Origin of the sequence: Arthrobacter sp. 754, assembly GCF_040548695.1 — a bacterium.
GTDB lineage: Bacteria > Actinomycetota > Actinomycetes > Actinomycetales > Micrococcaceae > Arthrobacter.
In genome coordinates, this window is sequence record NZ_JBEPSC010000001.1 from 371,630 (window position 1) to 395,348 (window position 23,719).

At 64.7% G+C, this 23,719-nt stretch carries 22 protein-coding genes; 3 read left to right on the top strand and 19 right to left on the bottom strand.

Annotated elements, in window-relative coordinates; genetic code table 11:
- Positions 1-21: 21 nt before the first annotated feature.
- The 19 genes from ABIA70_RS01800 to argS all read right to left on the bottom strand — a co-directional run bounded on the left by ABIA70_RS01800 (position 22) and on the right by argS (position 20,657).
- Positions 22-849, bottom strand: a complete 828-nt coding sequence (locus ABIA70_RS01800; protein ID WP_354145900.1) for a F0F1 ATP synthase subunit delta — start codon at positions 847-849, stop codon at positions 22-24.
- On the bottom strand, positions 849-1,394 hold the full coding sequence (locus ABIA70_RS01805; protein WP_354145901.1) for a F0F1 ATP synthase subunit B: 546 nt from the start codon (positions 1,392-1,394) through the stop codon (positions 849-851). The genes ABIA70_RS01800 and ABIA70_RS01805 overlap by 1 nt, the downstream gene beginning before the upstream one ends.
- Positions 1,395-1,451: 57 nt before the next feature.
- Positions 1,452-1,655: an ATP synthase F0 subunit C gene (atpE, locus tag ABIA70_RS01810; protein WP_009356484.1), complete on the bottom strand. Its 204-nt coding sequence runs from the start codon at positions 1,653-1,655 to the stop codon at positions 1,452-1,454.
- 78 nt (positions 1,656-1,733) lie between these two features.
- A complete protein-coding gene (gene atpB / locus ABIA70_RS01815; protein WP_354145902.1) occupies positions 1,734-2,534 on the bottom strand; it encodes a F0F1 ATP synthase subunit A in 801 nt (266 codons plus the stop codon).
- Positions 2,535-2,615: 81 nt separating this feature from the next.
- Complete coding sequence (locus ABIA70_RS01820; RefSeq protein ID WP_354145903.1) at positions 2,616-2,954, bottom strand: AtpZ/AtpI family protein; 339 nt, start codon at positions 2,952-2,954, stop codon at positions 2,616-2,618.
- Complete coding sequence (locus tag ABIA70_RS01825) at positions 2,947-3,429, bottom strand: hypothetical protein (RefSeq protein WP_354146570.1); 483 nt, start codon at positions 3,427-3,429, stop codon at positions 2,947-2,949. Before ABIA70_RS01825 ends, ABIA70_RS01820 begins: the two co-directional genes overlap by 8 nt.
- A gap of 118 nt (positions 3,430-3,547) precedes the next feature.
- Entirely contained in the window at positions 3,548-4,573 is a 1,026-nt protein-coding gene (locus tag ABIA70_RS01830; RefSeq protein WP_354145904.1) for an MraY family glycosyltransferase, read from the bottom strand.
- The gene (locus tag ABIA70_RS01835; RefSeq protein WP_354145905.1) at positions 4,570-6,444 is read right to left on the bottom strand and encodes a nucleoside-diphosphate sugar epimerase/dehydratase; all 1,875 of its coding nucleotides are present in this window, start codon (positions 6,442-6,444) and stop codon (positions 4,570-4,572) included. The genes ABIA70_RS01830 and ABIA70_RS01835 overlap by 4 nt, the downstream gene beginning before the upstream one ends.
- 172 nt (positions 6,445-6,616) lie before the next feature.
- A complete protein-coding gene (locus ABIA70_RS01840) occupies positions 6,617-7,573 on the bottom strand; it encodes a glycosyltransferase (protein ID WP_354145906.1) in 957 nt (318 codons plus the stop codon).
- Positions 7,574-7,579: 6 nt separating this feature from the next.
- Positions 7,580-8,488, bottom strand: coding sequence for a glycosyltransferase (locus ABIA70_RS01845; protein ID WP_354145907.1), 909 nt, complete (start codon positions 8,486-8,488; stop codon positions 7,580-7,582).
- 1 nt (position 8,489) lies between these two features.
- Positions 8,490-9,272, bottom strand: coding sequence for an L-threonylcarbamoyladenylate synthase (locus ABIA70_RS01850; RefSeq protein WP_354145908.1), 783 nt, complete (start codon positions 9,270-9,272; stop codon positions 8,490-8,492).
- Positions 9,273-9,287: 15 nt separating this feature from the next.
- A complete protein-coding gene (gene prmC / locus ABIA70_RS01855; RefSeq protein ID WP_354145909.1) occupies positions 9,288-10,172 on the bottom strand; it encodes a peptide chain release factor N(5)-glutamine methyltransferase in 885 nt (294 codons plus the stop codon).
- Positions 10,173-10,198: 26 nt separating this feature from the next.
- Positions 10,199-11,272 (bottom strand): peptide chain release factor 1, encoded by a 1,074-nt coding sequence (gene prfA / locus ABIA70_RS01860; RefSeq protein WP_354145910.1) that lies wholly within the window; start codon positions 11,270-11,272, stop codon positions 10,199-10,201.
- Positions 11,273-11,581: 309 nt separating this feature from the next.
- Positions 11,582-13,798: a transcription termination factor Rho gene (gene rho / locus ABIA70_RS01865; protein ID WP_354145911.1), complete on the bottom strand. Its 2,217-nt coding sequence runs from the start codon at positions 13,796-13,798 to the stop codon at positions 11,582-11,584.
- Between the two features lie 297 nt (positions 13,799-14,095).
- On the bottom strand, positions 14,096-15,070 hold the full coding sequence (gene thrB / locus ABIA70_RS01870; protein WP_354145912.1) for a homoserine kinase: 975 nt from the start codon (positions 15,068-15,070) through the stop codon (positions 14,096-14,098).
- Between the two features lie 2 nt (positions 15,071-15,072).
- Positions 15,073-16,179, bottom strand: a complete 1,107-nt coding sequence (gene thrC / locus ABIA70_RS01875) for a threonine synthase (RefSeq protein WP_354145913.1) — start codon at positions 16,177-16,179, stop codon at positions 15,073-15,075.
- On the bottom strand, positions 16,180-17,508 hold the full coding sequence (locus ABIA70_RS01880) for a homoserine dehydrogenase (RefSeq protein WP_354145914.1): 1,329 nt from the start codon (positions 17,506-17,508) through the stop codon (positions 16,180-16,182). It abuts the gene before it with no gap.
- Entirely contained in the window at positions 17,509-19,002 is a 1,494-nt protein-coding gene (gene lysA / locus ABIA70_RS01885; RefSeq protein WP_354145915.1) for a diaminopimelate decarboxylase, read from the bottom strand.
- A gap of 5 nt (positions 19,003-19,007) precedes the next feature.
- Positions 19,008-20,657 carry an arginine--tRNA ligase gene (gene argS, locus ABIA70_RS01890; RefSeq protein ID WP_354145916.1) on the bottom strand — a complete coding sequence of 550 codons (1,650 nt, stop codon included), beginning with the start codon at positions 20,655-20,657 and terminating at the stop codon, positions 19,008-19,010.
- Positions 20,658-20,803: 146 nt separating this feature from the next.
- On the opposite strand from argS, the gene ABIA70_RS01895 reads away from it, so the two are divergent.
- The 3 genes from ABIA70_RS01895 to ABIA70_RS01905 are packed head-to-tail and all read left to right on the top strand — an operon-like array spanning position 20,804 to position 23,706.
- A complete protein-coding gene (locus tag ABIA70_RS01895; RefSeq protein WP_354145917.1) occupies positions 20,804-21,289 on the top strand; it encodes an FMN-binding protein in 486 nt (161 codons plus the stop codon).
- 3 nt (positions 21,290-21,292) lie between these two features.
- Positions 21,293-22,165 (top strand): FAD:protein FMN transferase, encoded by an 873-nt coding sequence (locus ABIA70_RS01900; RefSeq protein WP_354145918.1) that lies wholly within the window; start codon positions 21,293-21,295, stop codon positions 22,163-22,165.
- Positions 22,162-23,706: a ferredoxin--NADP reductase gene (locus ABIA70_RS01905; protein WP_354145919.1), complete on the top strand. Its 1,545-nt coding sequence runs from the start codon at positions 22,162-22,164 to the stop codon at positions 23,704-23,706. The genes ABIA70_RS01900 and ABIA70_RS01905 overlap by 4 nt, the downstream gene beginning before the upstream one ends.
- Positions 23,707-23,719: the final 13 nt, after the last annotated feature.

The following is a 23,719-nucleotide window of genomic DNA, read 5'->3' on the forward strand; positions in this document are numbered from 1 at the left end:
CGTTAAGTTGTGCTTGTCCGGCTAACCGGCCAGTTGGCGCTGAAGCTGGCCCAGCCGGGTGATAACCGAAGCGTCAAGCACTTCGTCACCCACCTGGACACGGATGCCGCCGATCAGTTCAGGATCAACACTGATGTTGATCTTGAGCTCGCGCCCGTACAGGGCATTGAGCCCTGACTGGAGGCGGGCGTACTGCGTCTCCGTGAGGGGACGCGTCACCTTGACCGTTGCAATCCAGCGCTGCTGCCGCTTGGCTGCGAGCTCGGCGAACCGGGCCACCAGCTTCGTCGGCTTGATGCCGCGTGGCTGTGAAACTGCCTGGCCAATGAGGACTTTTGCTTCCTCACTTGAGCCGGGCACCAGCTTCTCCGCCAGGCCGATCTTCGCTGCAGCACTGGCCTGCGGCTCCGACAGAGCACGTTGTACCTCGTGGTTGGAGGCAACGGCCTGGTTGAAGGAGAACAGATCGTTCTCCAGTTCTTCCAGCCCAGAGAGTCCGGAGGCAGAAACGGCCGACTTGTTTTCAGCAACGGCTATGACCACCGTTGCGGCAAGCGTCTCGAGTGCATCGCCGATATCACGGGCCGATGCCCAGCGTGAGCTGGCCAGTCCGGCCGCGATATCCGCAGCATCAGCGGAGACTTTTCCGCCAACAAGCTGCTTGACCAGCGCCGACTTTTCGTCACCGTTGCGGGACGGGTCAGTCAGGGCGCGGCGCAAGCCAGCCGAGCTGTCCACCGTTCCCAGGATTCCGAAGAGTTCCTTTGCCAACTGCAGCGAGGCAAACGGAAGCTGGGCTTCCAGTTTGGTCAGCGCCGTGGTCAGCGATTCGCTCGATACACCTGACATTACTTAGCTGCACCTGCGTTCTGGTTCTCCAGATCTGCAAGGAAGCGGTCAACAACGCGGGCGGAACGCTCGTCATCGTTGAGCGCCTCGCCAACGATGCGGCCTGCCAGCGTAGTGGCCAGCGTGCCTACCTCGGAGCGCAGCGACACAACTGCGGCCTGGCGCTCCGATTCGATCTGCACGTGTGCCTGGGCTGTGATGCGGGCAGACTCTGCAGCTGCCTTCTCCTTCAGGTCCGCAAGGATCTGGGCGCCTTCGGCACGGGCTTCCTCGCGGATGCGGTTGGCTTCCGCGCGGGCATCATTGAGCTGCTGCTTGTACTCTTCGAGGGCAGCGGATGCTTCCGCCTGGGCCTTTTCAGCCTTGGCGATGCCGCCTTCGATTGCCTCAGCGCGCTCTGCAAACGTCTTCTCGAACATCGGGACAATGAACTTGACCACGATGAACATGAGGACAGCAAAGCCGACGAGGACAACGCCCATTTCCCAGACGTTGGGTACCAGTGGGTTAGCCTCAGTGGCAGCTGAGATGATCACCTGGTTCATAATTCACCCGTCCTTATCTACTCGGTCTTGGATGTTCGCTTGGTTCTGAAGTCAGACTTAGAGAACGAAAGCGAAGACCAGGCCGAGGATGGCGAGGGCTTCAGTCAGCGCGAGGCCGAGGAATGCGATCGGCTGCAGGACCCGCTGGGCTTCCGGCTGGCGTGCGACGCCGTTGATGTAAGCGGCGAACACGAGACCAACACCGATACCACCGCCGATTGCGGACAGACCGTAACCTACGAGGTTGAGATTGCCTTCCATTTTATTCCTTTCAAGATGCCATCTATGTGGCAGGTTGTTTGGTTTGCTTCATCCCCGCAAGGGGAAGTTTGTGGATGCCTAGTGGCTGTCCGCGTGCAGTGCGCCCTCGATGTAGATGGCGGTAAGCAGCGTGAAGACGTAGGCCTGGAGCGCCATGATCAGCGCTTCCAGCATGTACATGGCGATGGCGCCGCCGAGCACGAGGAGCGAAGTGCCCTTGAGCAGGATGTTCTCCTGCATGATGAGGTACTCGATGCCCGAGCCTGCAATCATGACGATCAGGTGACCGGCCAGCATGGTGGCAAACAGACGGAGGCTGTGCGTGACCGGCCGGACCAGGAAGTTGGAGATGATCTCGATCGGGATGATCAGGGGAAGGATGTAGACCGGTACGCCGGAGGGTACGGTGGCCAGCTTGAAGTACTTCAGGCCGTTCTTCCGGATGCCGATGGCAATCCATGTGACGTAAACAATGCCCGCGAGGACATAGGCGCCGCCGACGTGCGAGAAGCTCGGGAGCTGGAGCACGGGAATTGCGCCGTAGATGTTGTTTACGAGGATAAAGAAGAAGAGGCTGAACAACAGCGGCACATACTTCATGAAATCTTTGCCGCCGATAATGTCCTTGGCGATGCTGTTACGCACAAAGCCGTAGGCCATTTCACCAGCGAACTGGAGCTTGCCGGGGACAAGCTGCTGCTTACGGGCAGCTAGCAGAAAGAATGTAGCGATAATGACGACCGACAGGATAACCAGCAGCATCTGCTTGGAGAATCCGTCCGCCACCCCCCACGGCAGGATTGCCGGCAGGTGCATTTCTTCAATTCCTGGAGGAGTAAACTCTCCAGAATCTTGGGCCGGGAGCGCAAGCGCGATCAACGCGTTTCCTCTCTGCAGTGTCCATCATTGGGCGTATGTCGGGGACCGGCGGGTTTTCGCTCCGCAGTTCCCCCTGTGAAATTATTTGGCATTAGTGTTTCCGTCTGCGGACGGGCCGCTCCCTGCGTCGCTCTTACCGGCAGTGTTTCTTGAACTGGTAAGGCCATGCATGTGGGAAAGATAGAAACCTCCGACAGCTCCAAGCAGAGCGCCTGCGAGCACGATCCAGCGGGTTCCCCACAGATAATCCAGACCCCACCCTATCAAACTCCAGACGATGATTCCGCCAATTATGTAGCTGAAGACGGCCATCCCGGCGTTGTATCCGCCGTCGCTGTTTTCCGCAGATACCCCTGGTGTGGAGGCGTTGGTTTTGAAGCTTCCGGCACCCTTTCCGGGCGTGTGCTTCGACTCAGGCATTATGGGTTTCCTCGGCTTCGGGGTCGTTGTAGATCTGAAGCCGGGCCCTGCTGAACGCATAAAGCTCGGCCGCCTGCCACAGGACCACAGTGGCAACTGCCCCGATAACGAACCATCGGCTGTTCAACCAGGCGGGGGCGCCGATCACAAAAAGCACGACGGCGAAGCCCACGACTTTGATGAAATAGGTCGCAACGAACATACCGATTGCCCCGGAAGGATTCGTGCGGCCCACGAAGTGGCCAACCAGGAGGCTGACGGCGAAAAAGAGCATCACCAGCAGGCCACCAAAGATGGACGACAGCGCGGCCGCCGGCCCGTCCAGAAGGAGCGCAGCCAGGCTGGCGAGCAGCAAGGCGGCTCCCCCGGCTACGGAGCTGACGGCCAGAAGGCGCAGCCACAGGGATTTTGTGGGACCTGAGACACCAACGGGTCCGGAGCCGGACGTTGGTCCGGGTTCGGCGTTGGAGGTCATGAGATCCCAATCGTCGAGGGTGTTCGGTGGTTTCAGTAGCGCGGCGATGTGCCGCACCTGAATTCTACACGAGATAGAACATGACGGCGCCGCGGTGGCCGCCGCGCCTCCTGGCGGCCTAGGACACGGGTGCCCGGGTGACCTTCCGGCGCCGACGGAAGCGTCGGATCAGGTCCGGCGAAACCAGGTATATCGCCAGGACGGCGAGACTTCCGGCGACACAAAGCACTACGGTGGGCAGCGCTGCCGTGGCGGCAATGAAGCTCAGCACGATGAGCGCGGCAGTGCACGCAGCGACCGTGCCGGCGGACTGCAGGTGCGAAAAGCCGACGTCGGTCAGCCGCTGGTAAACGTGCTCGCGGTGGGACGCGTACCACCGTTCCCCCGCGCTGATCCTGCGCAGCAGGGTATAGCCGGTGTCTGCCACGTAAACCAGGATCGGAGCCAGTATGTACTCCACATAGACACCGCTGAAGAACCCGGCCACCGCCAGGGCCGCAACCGAGGCACCGAGCAGGTAGCTGCCGACGTCGCCCAGGAAGACGGAGCCCCGGGAGAGGTTCCAGGGCAGGAAACCCAGGAACGCCATGGCCAGCACGGCACCGCCGGCGGTGAGCCAGGGCAGTCCGGTCAGCTGCCCGGCCACCGCATACGCCGAGCCCGCGAGGATTCCGTGGAAGCTGGAAATGCCGTTGACGCCGTCCATGAAGTTGGCAATGTTGATGTAGGCCGCAATGGCCAGGGCCGCCAGTGGCAGCCACCAGAAGGACTGGCCAGTGAGATGGATCAGGGCGGCAGAACCCACGGCACCGATCCCCAGCTGCGCCGCCGCCCGGCCACGGATGGAAAGGCCACGAAGGTCCTCGACCCAGCCAACCACTGCGCTTGCCGCGATGATCGCGAGTACAACAAGGAAGACCGAACGGTCCACCGTCACTGCCCCCAGCCCGACGGCGGCCGCGTATCCGATGCCGGTGGCCAGGGAAACGGCCACCCCCATGCCCCGGATCGTGGTCCGGCCGTGCGATGACCGGGCGGACGGAACATCCACGACGCCCATCCTGACCAACCAGGGCTTGACCGCAAATGGAAGCAGGAGGCTGGCCAGCAGGGTGATGCCGGCGGCGAGCCAGATGGGCATCATGACGCCGCCCTGACGTTCTGGCCAGGTTCATCGGCTTCCTCGTCGGGGATGGACGCGATGTCGATTCCCTGCTCGGCCTCACAGCGGGCCAGCCAGACATCGATGTCCAGCGCGGCGGGGTCCTGTTCCTGCGCCCTGGTGTGCGAAATCTTCGGATGCAGGGGGCGCTGGTCCAGCTCGCCGATGCCAACGAGTTCCTCGTGAAGCTTCTCACCGGGACGAAGGCCGGTGTAGACGATGTCCACCTTCTTGCCGGACATGGCGATCATGCGCTGGGCGACATCCAGGATCTTGACCGGCTCCCCCATGTCCAGGATCATGACTTCGCCGCCGCGGCCGATTGCGCCGGCCTGGATCACCAGCTGGCACGCTTCCGGGATGGTCATGAAGAACCGGGTGACTTCGGGGTCTGTGACGGTCACCGGGCCGCCGACGCGGATCTGCTCGGTGAAGAGCGGGAGCATCGAGCCGCGGCTGCCCATCACGTTGCCGAACCGGACGGAGACGAATTTGCGGCCGGTCTGGCCGGCCATCCAGGCAGCCAGCTTCTCGGCCACGCGCTTTGAATGACCCAGCGCCGTCGTCGGGTTCGCCGCCTTGTCGGTGGAGATATTCACAAAATGTGAAACGCCCGCGTGCTCGGCCGCCCGCAGCACGTTCAGGGTGCCCAGGACGTTTGTTTTCCAGGCCTCGACCGGATACTGCTGCAGCAGCGGCGCGTGTTTAAGGGCGGCGGCGTGGAAGACCACCTCGGGGCGGCGGTCCTGGAAGATCTCCCGGAGGGCGGCACCGTCGCGGATGCTGGCCAGGACCGTGTCGCGGCCGGCGAGCAGTCCCCGGCCGGTGATGGAGATCTGGGTGTGCTGCAGCCCGGTTTCGTCGTGGTCAAGCATGATCAGTTCCGCCGGCGAAAACTGGACGATCTGCCGGCACAGTTCGGAGCCGATCGAACCGCCGGCACCCGTGACCAAAACTCGCTTGCCCTTGATGTAGCCGGCGATCTCGTCCACCTTGATGTCCACCGGGCGCCGGCCGATCAGGTCCTCGACCGCCACGTCGCGGAAATCGGAGAAACCCTCGGGGGCACCCCGGCCCAGCATGTCCCGCAGCGGAGGCAGGACCAGCACCCTGACGTTCATGCCGGCGACGGCGTCTGAAATGCGCCGGACCACGGAAGCCTCGACATTGGCAAATGCCAGCACCAGGACGGTGGCGCGGGTGCGCCGGATGATGGCCGGCAGGTCGTCGCCGCGGCCCTGGACCTGGACGCCGGAGAGCCGCAGGTGTTTCTTGCTGGGATCGTCGTCGATCAGGCCCACCGGGAAGTACGGCGAATCGGCGTCCTGCAGCATTCGGGTCAGCAGGGAGTTGCCGAGGAAGCCCGCCCCGTAGATCAGGGTGTTTTGGGCGCCGTCGCCGGGACGGTTCTTACTCTCCGCATACAGCCGCTTGGCGTAGCGCGCCGCCCCCATGAAGAGGCAGGCGAACGGGAAGGCGATGAGTCCGACGCTGCGGCCGATCCCGATGTCTTCGTAGAGTACGAGCAGGCTCAGGGTGATGGAAGCGGCCACAATCACGGTGACGAAGACGAGGGCCTTGGCTTCCTGGAAGCTGCCGTACGGATACCTGCCGCGGTACAGTGCCAGCGCATAGCCGGCGAGGGCCTGGACCACGATGGCCAGCGCCATGATGACCATGGCACTGACAAGCTGTTCCTCGCGTACGCCCATTTCGTAGCGCAGCAGCAGCGCCAGGATGATCGCTACGACCCACGACATCGAATCGAGGAAGAGCTGGATCCAGATCCACAGCGGGGGCTTCTTCTCGTCATGTGTTGCGGCAGGTCCGCGCGCTTCAGATTTCGTAGTCAACAGAGATTGCAACCGACTTCCACTACCACGGCGGCATGCGCCTGTTTCAAAAATTACCCGGCCTTGCAACTGCCGGAATGCAGCCGGGTCTTCCTCGATACTAATCGCTGACAGGCCGTAAACCCGGTTCCGTGTCGGCGGGAGGGGCCCGGAATCCCGATCACATCCGGGGTCAGTCCGGTTTCCGGCCAGCCTCAAGGGCCACCGGCGGCATCGGCTGCCAGCTCCGGTCGGCGAGGATGCCGCGTGATTCGCGCCAGCCCTGCCACAACGCACCGGCCCCCTTCAGGCTGCGTTCGACCAGCACCAGCCGCACAATTTCCTTCAGATATGTCAGGGCCGTCCCGGCGCCGAATCCGAACCTGTTGTACTTGCCGTAGGCACGCAGGTACTGGGCCACGTGGCCCCGGTTCCGCATCACGTAGCGCCGGCTCAGGTCGGAGGAATCGTTGAGGTGGCGCACGCCCAGATCCACCTGCCGCTGCGCCCGGACTTTCCTGATGACAAAGGCGTTGACATAAGCCACCGGCGTCTGTTGTGCAGCGAGCCAGCCGTAGATGAGGTCGTCCCAGGTGATGAAGAACCGGGGGTCCGGCAGCCCGATGCTTGCGGCCAGCGGCGCGCTGATCAGCATGCCCTCGAAATTTCCGACGTTCGTGCGGAAAACCTCGGATTTTCGGAAGACGTCCCCCGAGACGGGCAGGAACACGCCAAGCGCCTCGACGAAGTGGTGCTGCCAGAAGAAGGGCTTGCCCGCTGCGTCGTAGCGGCGGCCGATCATGCACGAGTAGTCGGCGGTGAACCTGTCCAGCGCCTCGACCGCCCCGGGGAGCACCTCGACGTCGTCGTCCATCAGCCACAGCCACTCGGCACCGGCCGCCAGCGCAAGTTCGACACCGCGCGAGAATCCACCGGAACCGCCCACGTTCGCGGCCAGCCGCTCATACTGGATCGGAAGCTCTCCGGCGGCAACCGCGCGGGCGACAACTTCTTCCGTGTGGTCGCTGCTGGCGTTGTCCACCACCAGAATCCGGTCCGGCCGGGTACCCAGGCGGCTGAAGGAATCGAGCAGGTTCTGCAGGAAGTCGGCACGGTTGTAAGTGACGACGACGGCATAAAGGTTCTTCACGCCGGCCTAGCTGTTGCTGGACATCAGTTGGGCGGGCGAGCCGAAGCCCTTTCCGCGGAAGCCGGTGGAGTAGGCCCCGAACCAGTGAGCCAGGCCCTTGAGGTCGCCGGTCTTCAGGAAGTAATACGGGAAGCCCACAATGTCAGCGCTGAACCAGCGCAGGCTCCGGTACTTCCGGGTGAGGTAGCCGCGGTTGCGGAAGTAGCAGTAACGCTTGAATTCGCCCTCGGGAATCACGGGGGTGATGAAGCCGCCGAAGAGCGGCTTCATCTCCGTCCAGGTGGCCGGGTGCTGGACGGCGACGGTGGCCAGGGTGCCGTACTTCAGGCCGGCCTTCTTGACCCGGGAGAGGAAATCGACCTCATCGCCGCGGATGAAGAACTTCACGTCGGGGATGCCGATCTTGTAGAAGACCTCAGTGCGGATCAGGGCGCCGTTGAAGAAGTGCACCATGTCCGGAAGGTAGCCCATCGGTGCCAGCCGGGAGCGGTCGTTGGTCAGCAGTCCGTTGATCCGGAAGTTGAACGAGAGCCGGTTGGGATCGGCCGTGGCGGCAACGAGTGGGCTGACGATGTCGAGCTGGTGCTCGTCGGCGGTCTTGAGCAGCTCGGCGAGGCAGCTGGCGTCCTCGGGGTGGCCGTCGTCGTCCATCAGCCAGATCCACTCCGCGCCGCTGGCCATGGCGGCCAGGATCGCGTAGGCGAATCCCCCGGCACCGCCGAGGTTGGCCTCGGAACGCAGGTAATTGATGTTGTCACCGCCGGCATTGACGACGTCGGTCGCCGGGACGGTGCCCGAGTCCACCAGCGCGATCGAGTGGATGGGGGCGGTCTGTTCTGCCAGCCCCTTCAGGAGGAGCGTAAGTTCCTCATGCCGGTCAAAAGTTACTGCCGCGACGGCGATTTTGGGCTGCATGTCAGTTCCTCGGTGCATCGTCGGCGGCGGTCGCGGTGGCACCGGTGTTCTCGGCGGCCGGCGTTTCTGTGGTGCTGTCCTCAGCGGCTGGAATTTCCTCCACGGGTTCCTCTGCCATCGGGATCTCGCCCAGACCCAGTACGCCCGGAACGTGCTCGCGGAGTTGCTCCAGGGACACTGCGCCGTTGCGCACAACCCGCAACAGGGGGCCGGTGGCATCCACGATGGTTGAGGGCACGGCGGCCGTTCCGACGAGGGGCCGGAAGCCGCCCTCGAGGTAGACCTCCACGGATTCGGAGAGCTGCTCGCGTGCCTCCGCTGCTGTTTGGGCAGGGGCGTGGCCGGTGCGGTTGGCAGAGGACACGGCCAGCGGACCGGTCAGCGTGAGGAGTTCCTGGGCCACCTCGTCGGCAGGCATCCGGAGGGCCACCGTTCCGCGGGTCTCGCCGAGGTCCCAGTCCAGGGACGGCTGGGCGTGCAGGATCAGGGTCAGGCCGCCGGGCCAGAAGGCCTCAGCGAGTTTGCGGGCATCGGAAGAAATATCCGTGGCGAGTCCGTCCAGTGCGTTGATCCTGGGGATGAGCACCGGCGGAGGCATGGTGCGGCTGCGCCCCTTGGAGACCAGCAGCATGGTCACGGCCTGCGGCGAAAAGGCGTCAGCAGCAATCCCGTAGACGGTGTCAGTGGGAAACACCACGCACTTCTTTTCGTTGATGGCGCGCTGGGCATGCTCCAGCCCCAGGGCACGCTGATCCTCTGAGGTGCAGTTGTAGGTTGTGGTCACTGGCCTATTCTTTCATCACTCGTTGTGCGGTCCGGCAAGCACTGCGCTGGTGGCGCGTTCTTTGCCGTTGAGGTCCAGGTGCGTGGTGACCTCAGCCCAGGCACCCGTCCGCTTCATCATTCCGGCGATCCAGGTCGACTGGACTTCAGCGTGTTCCATCACGAAGTAGCCGCCCGGAACCAACAGCCGGGCAGCCGAGGCGGCCGCCGCCGTCGGCAGTTCCATGCCGTCCGCTCCCCCGCCGTACAGGGCTTCGGGGGGATCGTGGAGTGCCACCTCGGGTTCGTTGGGGATGGCCTCAGCGGGGATGTACGGCGGGTTGGAAACCACGACGTCGAACGTTCCGTTAAGTTCCGGCAACGCGTTCCGAAGGTCCCCCAGGACGAGCTTTACACCCAGGGGAGCGAGGTTCTTTGTTGCCCAGGCATGCGCGAAAGGACTGAACTCCACTGCATGCACTTCCGCGCCCGGAACCTCGTGCGCGAGGGAGCCCGCGATTGCGCCGGAACCCGTCCCCAGGTCCACAATCCGCGGGTGCGCCATGCCTTTGACATGGTCAATTACCAGCTGGACCACCGATTCTGTTTCCGGCCGCGGGATGAAGACGCCGGGCCCGACCGCCAGCTCCAGGTAGCGGAAATGCGCCACCCCGGTGATGTGCTGGAGCGGGATCCGGCGGGCGCGTTCGGCAATCAGTTCCGCGTAGCCAGCAGGCGCCGGCGAGTCCCCCAACATCATCGCCCGCAGCCTGCCGAGCCCTACACCGAGGAGGTGGTCCGCCAACAGTTCGGCGTCGACACGGGGGCTGGGGACCCCGGCGTCGCGCAGGATGGCCGTGGCTTCACTGACGGCAGTCCGCAGGGACTGCCCTTGCCGGGGTGTCGAGAAGTCGTTTGTCACTGTAATTCTGTTGTCACAGGGTGCGGCTATTCGCCGATGGCGTCCAGGCGTGCCTGTTCGTCCATCTCGATGGCCGACTGGATGACGGGCTCAAGGTCGCCGTTCATCACCTGGTCCAGGTTGTACGCCTTGTAGCCGGTGCGGTGGTCCGCGATGCGGTTTTCCGGGTAGTTGTAGGTACGGATTCGCTCTGACCGGTCCATGGTGCGGATCTGCGACTTGCGCTGGGCCGAGTTCTCGGCGTCGATGATCTCCTGCTGGTGCGCCAGGATGCGGGCACGGAGCACGCGCATGCCGGCTTCGCGGTTCTGCAGCTGGGATTTCTCGTTCTGCATGGCCACCACGATGCCGGTGGGAAGGTGCGTGATGCGGACAGCGGAGTCCGTGGTGTTCACGGACTGCCCGCCGGGCCCCGAGGAGCGGTAAACGTCGATCTTGAGGTCGTTCTGGTTGATGTCCAGCTCTTCGGGCTCGTCGACCTCGGGCAGCACAAGGACGCCTGCCGCGGACGTGTGGATCCGGCCCTGCGATTCAGTGACCGGCACGCGCTGCACACGGTGCACGCCGCCCTCGAACTTGAGCCGCGCGTAGACGCCCTCGGCGGGATCGTTCGAGTTACCCTTGACGGCCATCTGGACGTCTTTGTAGCCGCCCAGATCCGATTCCGTGGCGGAGATCAGTTCAGTCTTCCAGCCGCGGGATTCCGCGTACCGGGTGTACATCCGCAGGAGGTCGCCGGCGAACAGCGCGGCTTCGTCGCCGCCTTCGCCGCCCTTTACCTCAAGGATCACATTGCGGGCGTCGTCAGGGTCCCGCGGAATGAGCAGGCGCCGCAGCTTGGCAGAAGCAGCCTCCATTGCCGCCTCAAGCTCGGGAACCTCGGCAGCGAACTCGGGGTCCTCCCCCGCCATCTCCTTGGCAGCAGCAAGGTCATCGCGGATGGCCTCCCACTTGTGATAGGCCTCAACAATGCCGTTGAGCTGCGCAGACCGCCGCCCGAGCTTCCTGGCGAGCCGCTGGTCAGCGTAGACAGCAGGATCCCCCAGCTGCGCCTGGATAGCCTCATGCTCATCAAGCAGGCCCTGTACGGACTCAAACATTTTCAAAACCTCTTTCGACTCTTTACAAGTCTAGTTACTGCAACGCGGGGTCACTTACCGCCCAATCTAAGGCCTTTTTTGGGCTCAAAGTGACCCCGCGTTGCTCCTGGTGCGGCGGAACCGCTTAACGACGAACCGCTCAAAATATGCCGGCCAGGGAGCAGTCGATGACTCCCAACCTTCGCAAGCTCAGGTCGGGGTCCTCGTCATCTCCCTTACGGGCCTGCCGGAGCCGGGTGGCTTGGGATCGTAGATCGCAAGCCACCCGGCGGAGGGGCGGGGCCGGCATATTTTGAGCGGTGGGCTCAGCTATTTGTCGTTATCCGACTTCGCACCAAGCGTCGTCTTCTGGACCTGCATGAGGAACTCGACGTTGCTCTGGGTCTCCCGGATCTTGTTGGTCAGCAGCTCAAGGCTCTGCTGCGTTTCGAGTCCGGAAAGGACGCGGCGCAGCTTCCACATGATCTTGACTTCCTCGGGGGAAAGCAGGTTCTCTTCGCGGCGGGTGCCGGACGCGTTGACGTCCACCGCCGGGAAGATGCGCTTGTCAGCCAGCTGGCGGGACAGGCGGAGCTCCATGTTGCCGGTGCCCTTGAACTCTTCGAAGATGACTTCGTCCATCTTGGAACCGGTCTCCACCAGGGCCGTTGCCAGGATGGTCAGCGAGCCGCCGTTTTCGATGTTGCGGGCTGCGCCGAAGAACCGCTTCGGCGGGTACAGCGCTGCGGAGTCGACACCACCGGACAGGATACGGCCGGAGGCCGGTGCTGCCAGGTTGTAGGCGCGGCCCAGCCGGGTCATCGAATCAAGGAGCACAACCACGTCCATGCCCATTTCCACGAGGCGCTTGGCGCGTTCGATGGAGAGCTCGGCCACGGTGGTGTGGTCATCGGCGGGACGGTCGAAGGTGGAGGCAATAACCTCACCCTTGACGGTGCGCTGCATGTCCGTGACTTCTTCGGGGCGTTCGTCAACAAGCACCATCATGAGGTGGACCTCAGGATTGTTGGTGGTGATGGCGTTGGCGATGGACTGCAGGATGAGCGTCTTTCCAGCCTTCGGCGGGGAGACGATCAGGCCACGCTGGCCCTTGCCGATCGGGGCAACCAGGTCAATGACGCGGGGGCCGATCTTCTTGGGGTCGGTCTCGAGGCGCAGGCGCTCGGACGGGTAGAGCGGAACCAGCTTGGCGAACTCGACGCGGTCCTTGAGCTCTTCCGGCGTCTTCCCGTTGACCGAGGTGATGCGCACCAGGGCGTTGAACTTCTGGCGGGCGGACTGCTGGCTGCGGTCCTCGCCATCACGCGGTGCGCGGATGGCGCCGACTACGGCGTCGCCCTTGCGAAGGTTGTACTTCTTGACCTGGGCGAGGGAGACGTACACGTCGTTCGGGCCCGGCAGGTATCCGGAAGTACGGATGAACGCGTAGTTCTCCAGGACGTCCAGGATGCCGGCAACCGGCAGCAAAACGTCGTCCTCGGTGACCTCGACGTCGTCAACATCAGGACCCTGGGCGCGGCCCCGACGGCGGTCGTTGCGGTCGCGGAAACGGTCGTTGCGGGAGTTGTCCCGTCCGTCGCGGCTGTCCCGGTTGTCCTGGCCGCCTGGGCGGTCATTACGGTCGTTCCGGTCACGGCGGTTCCGGCGGTTCCGGCGGCTGCCGCCGTCGGCGTCGTCGGTGTCGCGGGTGTTGTCGCGGGTGCCTTCACGCTGGCCGGCCTCACGGCTGCCTGCGTTGTCACGGCCGCCGTCTGTGGCTGCTTCGCGGACGTTGGTGTCGCGGGCGCCACGGGTACGGCCGGCGTCACGACGGTCACTACGCTGTCCGTCGCCGGATTCCGCGCCCTGAGCGTCAGTGCGCTGGGTTTCGCCGCGCTGGGCGTCTGTGCGCTGGGTTTCCGTGCGTTCGGCCTGGCGCTGTTCAGCGACGGGCTGCTCCGACGGCGCCTCAGCGGTTTCCGCTGCCTGCGGGGACGTTGCGGCTGCTTCGCCGCGACGACGGTTGCGGGTACGGGGCGGGCGGCGATCGCCGGCGCCTTCCCCTGCAGCGCCGGACTCGGCCGGAGCGGCCGCCGGAGCTTCAGCCGGTGCAGCGGCCGGAGCTTCTGTGGCAGGCGCCTCGGCTGCTGACGTTGCGGGAGCGGCAACAACGCCGTCGCTCACTGCACGGCGGCTGCGGCCACGGCCACGGGCGCGGGTTCCCTCGGCGGCGGGGGCTTCGGCCGTTTCGCTCGCTGCCACGGGGGCGGCAGGAGCCTGGGCCTGGTGGTTTTCAGTCGCCTTTTCGGCCACCTTGGCAGTGGCCTTGCTGGGCGACGTTCCCGCACGGTGGGCGGAAATGGCGGTGACCAGATCCCCCTTGCGCATGCGGGATCCACCGGAAATGCCCAACTGGCTGGCAAGTGCCTGCAGCTGGGCGAGCTTCAGGCCGGCGAGGCCACTGCTCTTGGTGGGTGCGGCCGTTAACGATCCGGCAGCAGAAGTTGATGTGTCCACAGCTGAAGACAGCTCAGTGGTTTCGGTCACGAAGGATCCTTCCCCCTCGACGGCGTCCAGACTGGGAGCTGGACGCGATGATTTGATCGGGCCGCAGTTCAGATCTGCAGCCGGGATTTCGGCCTTGCCGGTTGGATTTCGGCCAGCAGGGCCGGATATTAATTCACCTCACGCACCGATTAATGACGGAACGCTGGACTGTCGGCTCAGGGGCAGACACTTCTTGCTGCAGATTCCTGCGACAGACCAAGCAGGCGGCACCGGAAAACATTGCGCAGTAGGAGATCGAAATGCAACTAAGTGCAGTAACAGATCAGATAGGCGGAATTACCGCCGGTGCAAGTCCACCTTAGCACCTTCAACGTCCACTGCGAGCTTCAGCACACGCCAGCCGACGCTTGGCGTGTTGGCGGTCGTAAACGAGTCTATGAACGACAGTACTTCTGCGGCTTCGGTCTCTCCGTTGGCGAGCACCAGGACAGTGGGCCCGGCCCCGGACACCACTGCCGCGTGGCCCGCATTGCGCAGGGCCCTGATCAGTGCCGCGCTGGGACGCATGGCCTCTGCACGGTAGCTCTGGTGGAGATAGTCCTCGGTTCCGGCGAGCAGGAATTCGGGCTTCTGCGTCAACGCGTGGATGAGGAGCGCAGCACGGCCGGAGTTCATTGCCGCCGCATGATGACCCACTGATGCGGGGAGCAAGGCGCGCGCAGCCTCGGTGGAAAGTTCGAAGTCGGGGACGGCGACGATAGGGATCACGGAAGCATTCACCGTGGCGCAGGTGCTGCTGTACCGGTCACTGTCCTGCCACGACAGCGCCAGTTCGCCGAAAATCGCCGGGGCGACGTTGTCCGGATGGCCTTCCATTTCGCTGGTCAGCTGCAGGATCCAGTCCCGCCCACGCTGCGTGGCCTCCGGCACGAGGGCGTTGGCTGCGGAAACAGCGGCCACCACGGCCGATGCTGAGGAGCCAAGGCCCCGGCCGTGGGGGTTAACGTTCTGTGCCGTAATCCTGAGCCCGCCGTGCTTGTAGCCAAGCCGCGCAAAGGCGGCCTCCATGGCCCGGACAACCAGGTGGCTGGCATCCCGGGGAAGGGTGTCCGCCCCCTCGCCGCTGAGCTCGAAGACCAGCTCGTCCGTTTTGAGGCTCTCCACCGTCAGGGTGTCATGCAGTGCCAGGGCGAGGCCCAGGCTGTCGTATCCCGGGCCAAGGTTGGCGCTGGTGGCCGGGACCCTGACGGTGACGCGCTGTCCTGACGCGATGACGGGAAGGTCAACGGCCGTGGGCGAGGTGGTTTTCAAGGTTACTTTTCTTCCAGTCCCAGTTCAGCTGCAACCGTGACAACGTCGTTGGAGACCTTGACCGGCTGCACCTCGCTGCCGTCCTCGGTCCGCAGGGCCCACTGCGGGTCCTTGAGGCCATGGCCGGTGACGGTGATGACGATGGTCTTGCCGGAAGGAACCTCGCCGGCGGCGTGCTTCTTGATCAGACCGGCCACACCCGCGGCGGAGCCGGGCTCAACGAAAACGCCTTCGCGGGCTGACAGCCAGCGGTGGGCGTCGAGGATCTGTTCGTCGGTTACCGCGTCGATGAATCCGCCGGACTCGTCCCGCGCGGCAATGGCACCGTCCCAGGAGGCGGGGTTGCCGATCCGGATGGCCGTCGCGATGGTGTCCGGCTCCGTGATGGGGTGCCCGGCCACAAACGGTGCCGCCCCTGCGGCCTGGTAACCCCACATCTGCGGGTTTTTCGTGGACACGGCAGGCAGCGTGCCGGCTGTATCGGACTCGAACGGCGCGGAGTACTCCTTGTAGCCCTTCCAGTACGCGGTGATGTTGCCGGCGTTGCCAACAGGCAGGATGTGGATGTCCGGGGCGTCGCCGAGTGCGTCGACGATCTCGAAGGCGCCCGTCTTCTGGCCCTGGATACGGGCGGGGTTGACGGAGTTCACCAGGAAGACGGGGTAGGACTCCCCCAGCTTCCGCGCAATGTCCAGGCAGTTGTCGAAGTTGCCATCGACCTGCAGCAAGGTGGCGCCGTGGGCGATCGCCTGGCTCAGCTTGCCCATGGAGATCTTGCCCTCGGGAACCAGCACCGCGCACTGCAGGCCTGCCGCGGTGGCGTAGGCAGCAGCCGAAGCCGAAGTGTTGCCGGTGGAAGCGCAGACAACGGCCTTAGCGCCTGAGGCGACGGCAGCGGTCATGGCCATGGTCATGCCGCGGTCCTTGAACGAACCGGTGGGGTTCATGCCCTCCACCTTCAGGTAGACCGTGGACCCGGTGAGTTCAGAGAGCTTCTGCGCGTGGACCAGCGGTGTGCCGCCCTCGCCCAGCGTGATGACCCTGGTGGATTCCGTGACGGGCAGTCGGTCAGCGTATTCGCGGATAACGCCGCGCCATTGGTGAGCCACTTAGACTCCTTCTACCCGCAGAACGGATGTAACTGAATTGATGACGTCCAGGCCCTTGACGGCCTCGACGGTGGCTGCGAGGGCGGCCTCTGATGCGCGGTGCGTGACGATCCGCAGTTCGGCGGACTCCACGTTGGACTCGGCGTCCCGGTGGATGGTCTGCCGCATGATTTCGATGGACACCCCGTGCTCAGCAAAAAGCTGGGCGATGCGGGCCAGGACCCCGGGCTGATCGGCGACGTCGAGGCCGATGTAGTAGCTGGTGGTTGCCGCTTCGATGGGCAGGGCCGGGATGTGGCCGGTGGTGGTTTCGGTGCGCTGGGGTCCGCCCAGTACCAGGCGGCGGGCGGCCGAAACGAGGTCACCGAGCACGGCAGACGCCGTCGGGGTGCCACCGGCGCCCTGGCCGTAGAACATCAGTTCACCGGCGTTTTCCGCTTCGATGAACACGGCGTTGAACGCGCCGCGTACCGCGGCCAGCGGATGCTCACGGGGAAGCAGCGTCGGGTGGACGCGCACCGAAACGCCTTCGCCGCCGCCTGTTTCCGCGCCTGTGGCGGGAAGCTTTTCGGCGATGGCCAGCAGCTTGATGACAAAACCTGCGTCCTTTGCCGCGGCGATGTCTGCCGCGCTGACGTTGGTGATGCCTTCGCAGTGGACGTTTTCGAGCGCGAACCGGGTGTGGAAGGACAGCGTGGCGAGAATGGCAGCTTTGGCGGCGGCGTCATGGCCTTCGACGTCGGCGGTGGGGTCCGCTTCCGCGTAGCCGAGGCGCTGGGCTTCGGCGAGGGCGTCGGCGAACTGGGCGCCTGTCGAATCCATCTGGTCCAGGATGAAGTTGGTGGTTCCGTTGACGATGCCCAGCACCCGGGTGATCCGGTCGCCCGAAAGGCTGTCGCGGATGGGGCGCAGGATGGGGATGGCACCGGCCACGGCAGCTTCGAAGGACAGCTGGACGCCGGCCTTGTCAGCCGCCTCGTAAAGGGTGGGCCCGTCCTGGGCCAGCAGGGCTTTGTTGCCGGTGACTACGCAGGCGCCGTTGCTCAGCGCGGACAGGATCAGCGTGCGGGCCGGCTCAATGCCGCCCATCAGCTCGATCACCAGGTCGGCATCCTTGACCAGGGTGTCGGCGTCGGTGGTGAAGAGTTCCTGCGGCAGGTCGACGTCGCGCTTGGCATTCACATTCCGCACGGCAATGCCGCTGAGCTGCAGTTTGGCACCGGTACGGGCGGCCAGGGCGTCGGCGTCCTCAATGAGAATCCGCGCAACCTGGGCCCCAACGTTGCCACAGCCCAGGAGGGCTACTTTCAGGGTTCGCAATTCAGTCATTCAGACTCCCATGTCGCGGTTGAGCAGATCTTCTTCGGTTTCCCCGCGGACAATCAGCCGGGAAGATCCGTCGCGCACCGCGACAACGCCCGGCCGGGCCAGATAGTTGTAGTTACTCGACAGGGCCCAGCAGTAGGCGCCGGTACCCGGTACAGCAAGCAGATCACCGGCTGCCACGTCCTCGGGCAGATATACATCTCTAACAACTATGTCGCCGCTCTCGCAATGTTTGCCCACCACGCGGGACAGCTGCGGCGCCGCGTCCGAGGTGCGGGAGGCGAGAATGGCCGAATAATCCGCGTCGTACAGCACCGGGCGGGCGTTATCGCTCATGCCGCCGTCCACCGACACATAGCGGCGGGGATACGTAACGTTTTCCGTCTGCGTTCCAGCTGTTTCGGCTGTTCCAGCGGGCGGCGCGTCGACGCGGACGGTCTTCAGGGTGCCTACCTCGTACAGCGTGAACGCCGTGCTGCCCACGATGGCGCGGCCCGGTTCAATCGAGATCCGGGGGGACCTGATGCCCAGTTCGGCGCACGTGGAACGCACGACGGCGGCCATCGCCTGCGCGATCTCGGCTGCGGGGCGGGGCGTGTCCACGGGAGTGTAGGCAATGCCGTAGCCGCCCCCCAGGTCCAGCTCGGGCAGCACAATGGAGTACTTTTCCTGCATGGCGGCGAGGAAACGAAGGAGCTTCTCGGCGGCCAGGGCAAAACCGTCAGGCTCGAAAATCTGGGACCCGATGTGGCAGTGCAATCCCAGCAGTTCGATGCTGGCATAGGCGGTGGCTGCCGCCACTGCCTCTTCGGCGGCCGAGAGGCCGGCCTCTTCGGTGGTGTCTCCCGCCATGGAAAGGCCGAACTTCTGGTCCTCGTGGGCGGTGGCGATGAACTCGTGGGTGTGGGCGTGCACGCCGGGAGTCAGGCGCAGCATCACTTTGGCGGTTTCGCCACGGCCTTCGGCGATCTTGGCTACCCGCTCCAGTTCGTCGAGGCTGTCCACCACGATCCGGCCCAGTTTCATGTCGAGGGCCCGGTGGATTTCGGCGTCGGACTTGTTGTTGCCGTGGAGAGCGACGTCCGCTCCGGGGATGCGGGCCCTCGCAGCGACAGCCAGCTCACCGCCGGAGGCCGTGTCCAGCCGCAGGCCTTCTTCCTCGACCCACCGCACCACAGCGGTGCACAGGAACGACTTGCCGGCGTAGTAGACGTCCACTCCCCCGCAGATATCAGCGAACGCGTTGTTGAAGGCGTCGCTGAAGGCGCGGGCGCGGGCGCGGAAATCGTTCTCGCTCATCACGAACAACGGCGTTCCGTACTGCCGTTGCAGCTCGCTGACCGTTACGCCGGCGATGGTGAGTTCGCCGTCGTCGTTCCGGTCAACGTCCTGGGCCCAGAGCGGCTGGTGCAGGGCGTTCAGATCGGCGGGAACGGCAAGCCATTCAGGGGCCAGGGGCGACTCGTGACCCGCAGAGGTCGAAGGCTGTACTGACATGGGGATCACATCCGTTCCGGCGCGGAAACGCCAAGGAGGTGCAGGCCGTTGGCCAGCACCTGGCTGGTGGCGTCGTTGAGCCAAAGGCGGGTGCGGTTGACGTCCGTCACCGGCTCGTCACCCATGGGCGCGATGCGGCAGGCGTCGTACCAGCGGTGGTACGCGCCGGCAATCACCTCGAGGTGGCGGGCCACCCTGTGCGGCTCTCGCAGTTCAGCTGCCTTGGCCACGATCGAGGGGTAGCTGCCCAGGTAGGAAAGCAGCTCGTTCTCGGTAGCGTGGTCCAGCAGGGAAGCCTCGAACGCGCTGCGGTCCACACCGGCAGCGACGGCGTTGCGGGCGGCACCGCGGGTACGCGCGTGGGCGTACTGGACGTAGAAGACCGGGTTCTCGTTGCTGTGTTTCTTCAGCAGGTCCGGGTCCAGGGTCAGCGGCGAATCGGCCGGGAAGCGTGCCAGCGAGTAGCGCACGGCGTCCTTGCCCAGCCAGTCGATGAGGTCTTTGAGCTCGATGATGTTGCCGGCACGCTTGGACAGCTTGGCACCGTTGACGGAAACCAGCTGGCCGATCAGCACCTCGATGTTGACCTCGGGGTCGTCCCCGGCGGCAGCCGCAATGGCCTTGAGCCGGTTGATGTAGCCGTGGTGGTCCGCGCCGAGCAGGTAGATCTTCTCGGTGTAGCCGCGGTCCTTCTTGGACAGGTAGTAGGCAGCGTCGGCGGCAAAGTACGTCGGTTCGCCGTTCGCGCGGATCATGACGCGGTCCTTGTCGTCCCCGAAATCGGTGGTCCGCAGCCAGACCGCACCGCCGTCGTCGAACACGTGGCCCTGTTCGCGGAGGCGGGCTACGGCACTTTCAATAGCGCCGGCGTCGTGCAGTTCCTGTTCGGAGAAGAACACGTCGAAATCGACGCCGAAATCGGCGAGCGTGGCTTTGATGTCCTTCATCTGCGCTTCGTAGGCCGCGGCGCGGATGACCGGGATGGCCGCCACTTCGGTCAGTTCGCGGATGTCCGGGTGCGCAGTGAGCACCTCGTGGCCAAGGTCCGCGATGTACTGGCCGGGGTAACCGCCGTCGGGAACGGAAAGGCCGTGGAGCCGGTTATAGACGGACTGGGCAAAGACGTTCATCTGGGTGCCGGCGTCATTGATGTAGTACTCGGCGGTGACTTCAGCGCCGGAAGCACGCAGCACCCGGGCGATGGCGTCGCCGAGAGCGGCCCAGCGGGTGTGCCCGATGTGCAGCGGTCCGGTGGGGTTGGCGGAGACGAACTCCATGTTCACGGTGTGTCCGGCGAGCGCCGAGTTTGTGCCGTACTGTGAGCCCGCTTCGACAATAACCTTGGCGAGGGAACCTGCAGCACCTGCATCCACGGTGATGTTCAGGAAGCCCGGTCCGGCAATATCCACCGCGGACACGCCATTGATGGACTTCAGCCGGGTGCTCAGCACAGCGGCGAACTCGCGGGGATTGGTGCCGGCCTGTTTGGCCAGCTGGAGGGCGATGTTGGTGGCCCAGTCGCCGTGGTCCCGGTTTTTCGGTCGCTCCACGCGCACATCATCAGGGACGGCTGATGCGGAAAGGGCAATTTCGCCGGCGGCGACGGCATCTTTCAGGCAGGCGGATATGGCGAGGGAGAGTTCTTCGGGAGTCACACCTCTAGCCTACCGGGGGGTGCCACGTGGACGAATTTGAGCGTTGGGCGACACAGCCCGCACACGGTGCAACCACAGGCTGAACCATTACGCTGATTCCGACGTTGAGTACACCGTAAGCACCCAGCCCACGAAACGAGACCCTTATGAGACCGTCAGTCCGCAAGAGTGTTTTCGCCGGCGTCGCCGGCCTTTCCCTGGCGGGAACGGTCGCCGGCTGCGCACCCTCGGCCACACAGGGTGCATCGGACCCCGCTACCTCCGCCGGCTCCTCGGCCGCGGCCCCATCCACTACATCGCCGTCGGGCACCGCATCCTCGCTGGCCAGCAGCGGCTCCGCCTACAAGGACGGCACCTACAGCGCCGACGGCACGTATGTATCCCCCAACGGCACTGAAACCGTGGGGGTGGAGCTGACGCTGGCCTCAGGGACCGTCACTGCGGTGAACATCACCCAGCATCCGTCCAATCCGAACACCAGGAAATTCCAGGGCGAATTCGCCGGCGGCATCGCGGCGCAGATCGTGGGCAAAAGCATCGACGAGCTCAACGTGTCCAAGGTCGCCGGATCCTCGCTGACCAGCGGCGGTTTCAACAAGGCCCTCGAAACGATCAAAGCCGAGGCCAAGTAGGCCGTGCCGCATCCGGAGTGGGCGGACTTCGCATTCGACGGGATCGGTACCCGTTGGGAGATCTCCACGCCCCGGCCGCTTGAGCATGCAGTCCGCTCGCGGCTGCTAGCCGCGGTTGAGAAGTACGACGGCGACTGGTCCCGGTTCAGGCCCGATTCGACGGTAAGTGCCATGGCCCGGCAGCCCGGGCGCTATACGTTACCAAGCGAGGCAGCGGCCCTCGGCCGCCTGTACCGGGCACTTTACGAAATCACCGCCGGAGCAATGACTCCCCTGATCGGTGGCAGCCTGCAGCAATTGGGGTACGACGCAACCTACTCCCTGACACCTGCGGGCGCTGCGGTGCCTGCACCGCGCTGGGAGGATGTCCTGGACTGGGACGGCCCCGTCCTCACCACATCTTCTCCGCTTGTCCTCGACATCGGCGCCGCAGGAAAGGGCCAGTTGGTGGACGTCCTGGCGGCCGAGCTGCGGTCCTCTGGCGTGGTTTCCTTCGTGATTGATGCGAGCGGCGACCTGCTGCACTCCGGCACCGATCCGGTCACAGTGGCGTTGGAACATCCGTACGATCCGGCGCAGGCAATCGGCACCGTCTCGCTGGGCAGTGGCGCGTTGTGCGCTTCAGCCTCAAACCGGCGGGCTTGGGGCGACGGCCTGCACCATGTGCTGGATGGCACCACGGGGCGCCCGGTCAGCACGGCCGTGGCCACATGGACCATGGCGGAGAGCACCATGGTGGCCGATGCCTTGGCGACGGCGTTGTTCTTCACTCCGGGCGCTGAGCTGGAACGTACTTTCGACTTCTCATGGCTGGTGGTTTTTTCTGATGGAAGCGCCGCCTTTTCCTCCGGATTTGAAGGGACACTGTTCACATGAGTCCTGTTGATGCCCCGAAAGCAGGCGCGGCCGTTTCACCTGCGGGCAGGTTGGATACCCTGCTGGGCAAGTACACGATGTACCGGCTCATACTGTTGGTGCTGGCCGTCCTTGCTGCATATAGCCTCCTGCTCAACGCCTTGGGATGGCTCACGTTCGGTATCCCGCAGATGCTGGTGCACCTGGCGCTGTGCTTGGGCCTGACGTACCTCTCCAATCGCGGGCTGGCGGCACTGTTTCAGGTGCGTCCGCATTCGGAGTCTTCCCTGATTACGGGCCTGCTTCTGTATTTCCTGTTCTGGCCCGCCTTTGCGCCCTTGGACATGGCAGGAGTGGCCCTGGCTTGTGTGCTGGCCTCCGCCTCCAAATACGCACTGGCCTGGCGCGGCCGGCATATCTTCAACCCCGCGGCGGCCGGTGCGTTCCTCGCCGGTCTGACGGGGCTGAACATCGCCACGTGGTGGGCAGCGACGCCGGCGATGTTGTGGCTTCTGGTCCCGGGCATCCTGCTGGTCCTGTACCGGACGCGGAAGTTCCTCATGGCATCCGTGTTCGTGGTGATTGCTTTGGCCATTGTTACGGCGGAATTGCTGCAGGCAGAGGTGTCCTTCGGCGGCGCCCTCTGGCAGGCCTTGGCGCAGCGGCCTTTGCTCTTCTTTGCCGGCTTCATGCTGACCGAGCCGCTGACTCTGCCGCCGCGCCGATGGCAGCAGCTCGCACTTGCCGCTGTGGTGGGCGTGGTGTTTGCGGTGCCGTACAACTTTGGCTTCCTAGCCAACTCGCCGGAGCTTGCACTGCTGCTGGGCAACCTCCTGGCGTTCCTGGTTGGCCAGCGCGGAGGGCTGCGACTTCGCTTTGCCGGGTCACGCGCTTTAACGCCCAGCACCACGGAGTTCGTTTTTGAGCCGTCCCGGCCGGTCCGCTTCCTCCCGGGCCAGTACATGGAATTGGACCTGCCGCATGCCAAGTCGGACGGCAAAGGCCGACGCCGGGTGTTCAGCCTGACCAGTTCCCCCGGCTCAAGCACGGTCAAGTTTGGCGTCCGGACGGCGGAGCCACTTTCCGCCGCCAAGAAGGTCCTGTTGGCACTGAAACCGGGTGATGAGGTGGCGGCGACCTCTGTGGGAGGCGACTTTGTACTGCCGCGGGATCCCAAGGAACCGATCCTGCTCATCGCGGCCGGCATCGGCATCACCCCATTCCTGGGGCACCTCTCGGCAGGTGCCGCCCGGGATCGAGACGTAGTGCTTCTGCTCCTCGCCCGCAATGCCGAGGAAATTGCCTACGCCAGCGAACTGCAGGAATCCGGCGCCCGCGTCCTGGCGCGCCTGGCGGACGGCTCAGCTCCGCCGTCGTTCATTACTGACGCCGGCGTTGCCGCTGGGCGGCTGGACGGGGCGTCGCTGCGGGCGTTGGTTCCGGATATCGCCGAGCGTTCGGTGTACGTATCCGGGTCGCCCGCGAGTGTTGCCGCGCTGCGGCGCGCGGCCCGGAAAGCGGGCGCGCGGCGTGTGCACGTGGATTCTTTTGCGGGCTACTGACCGGGCGTTTTCC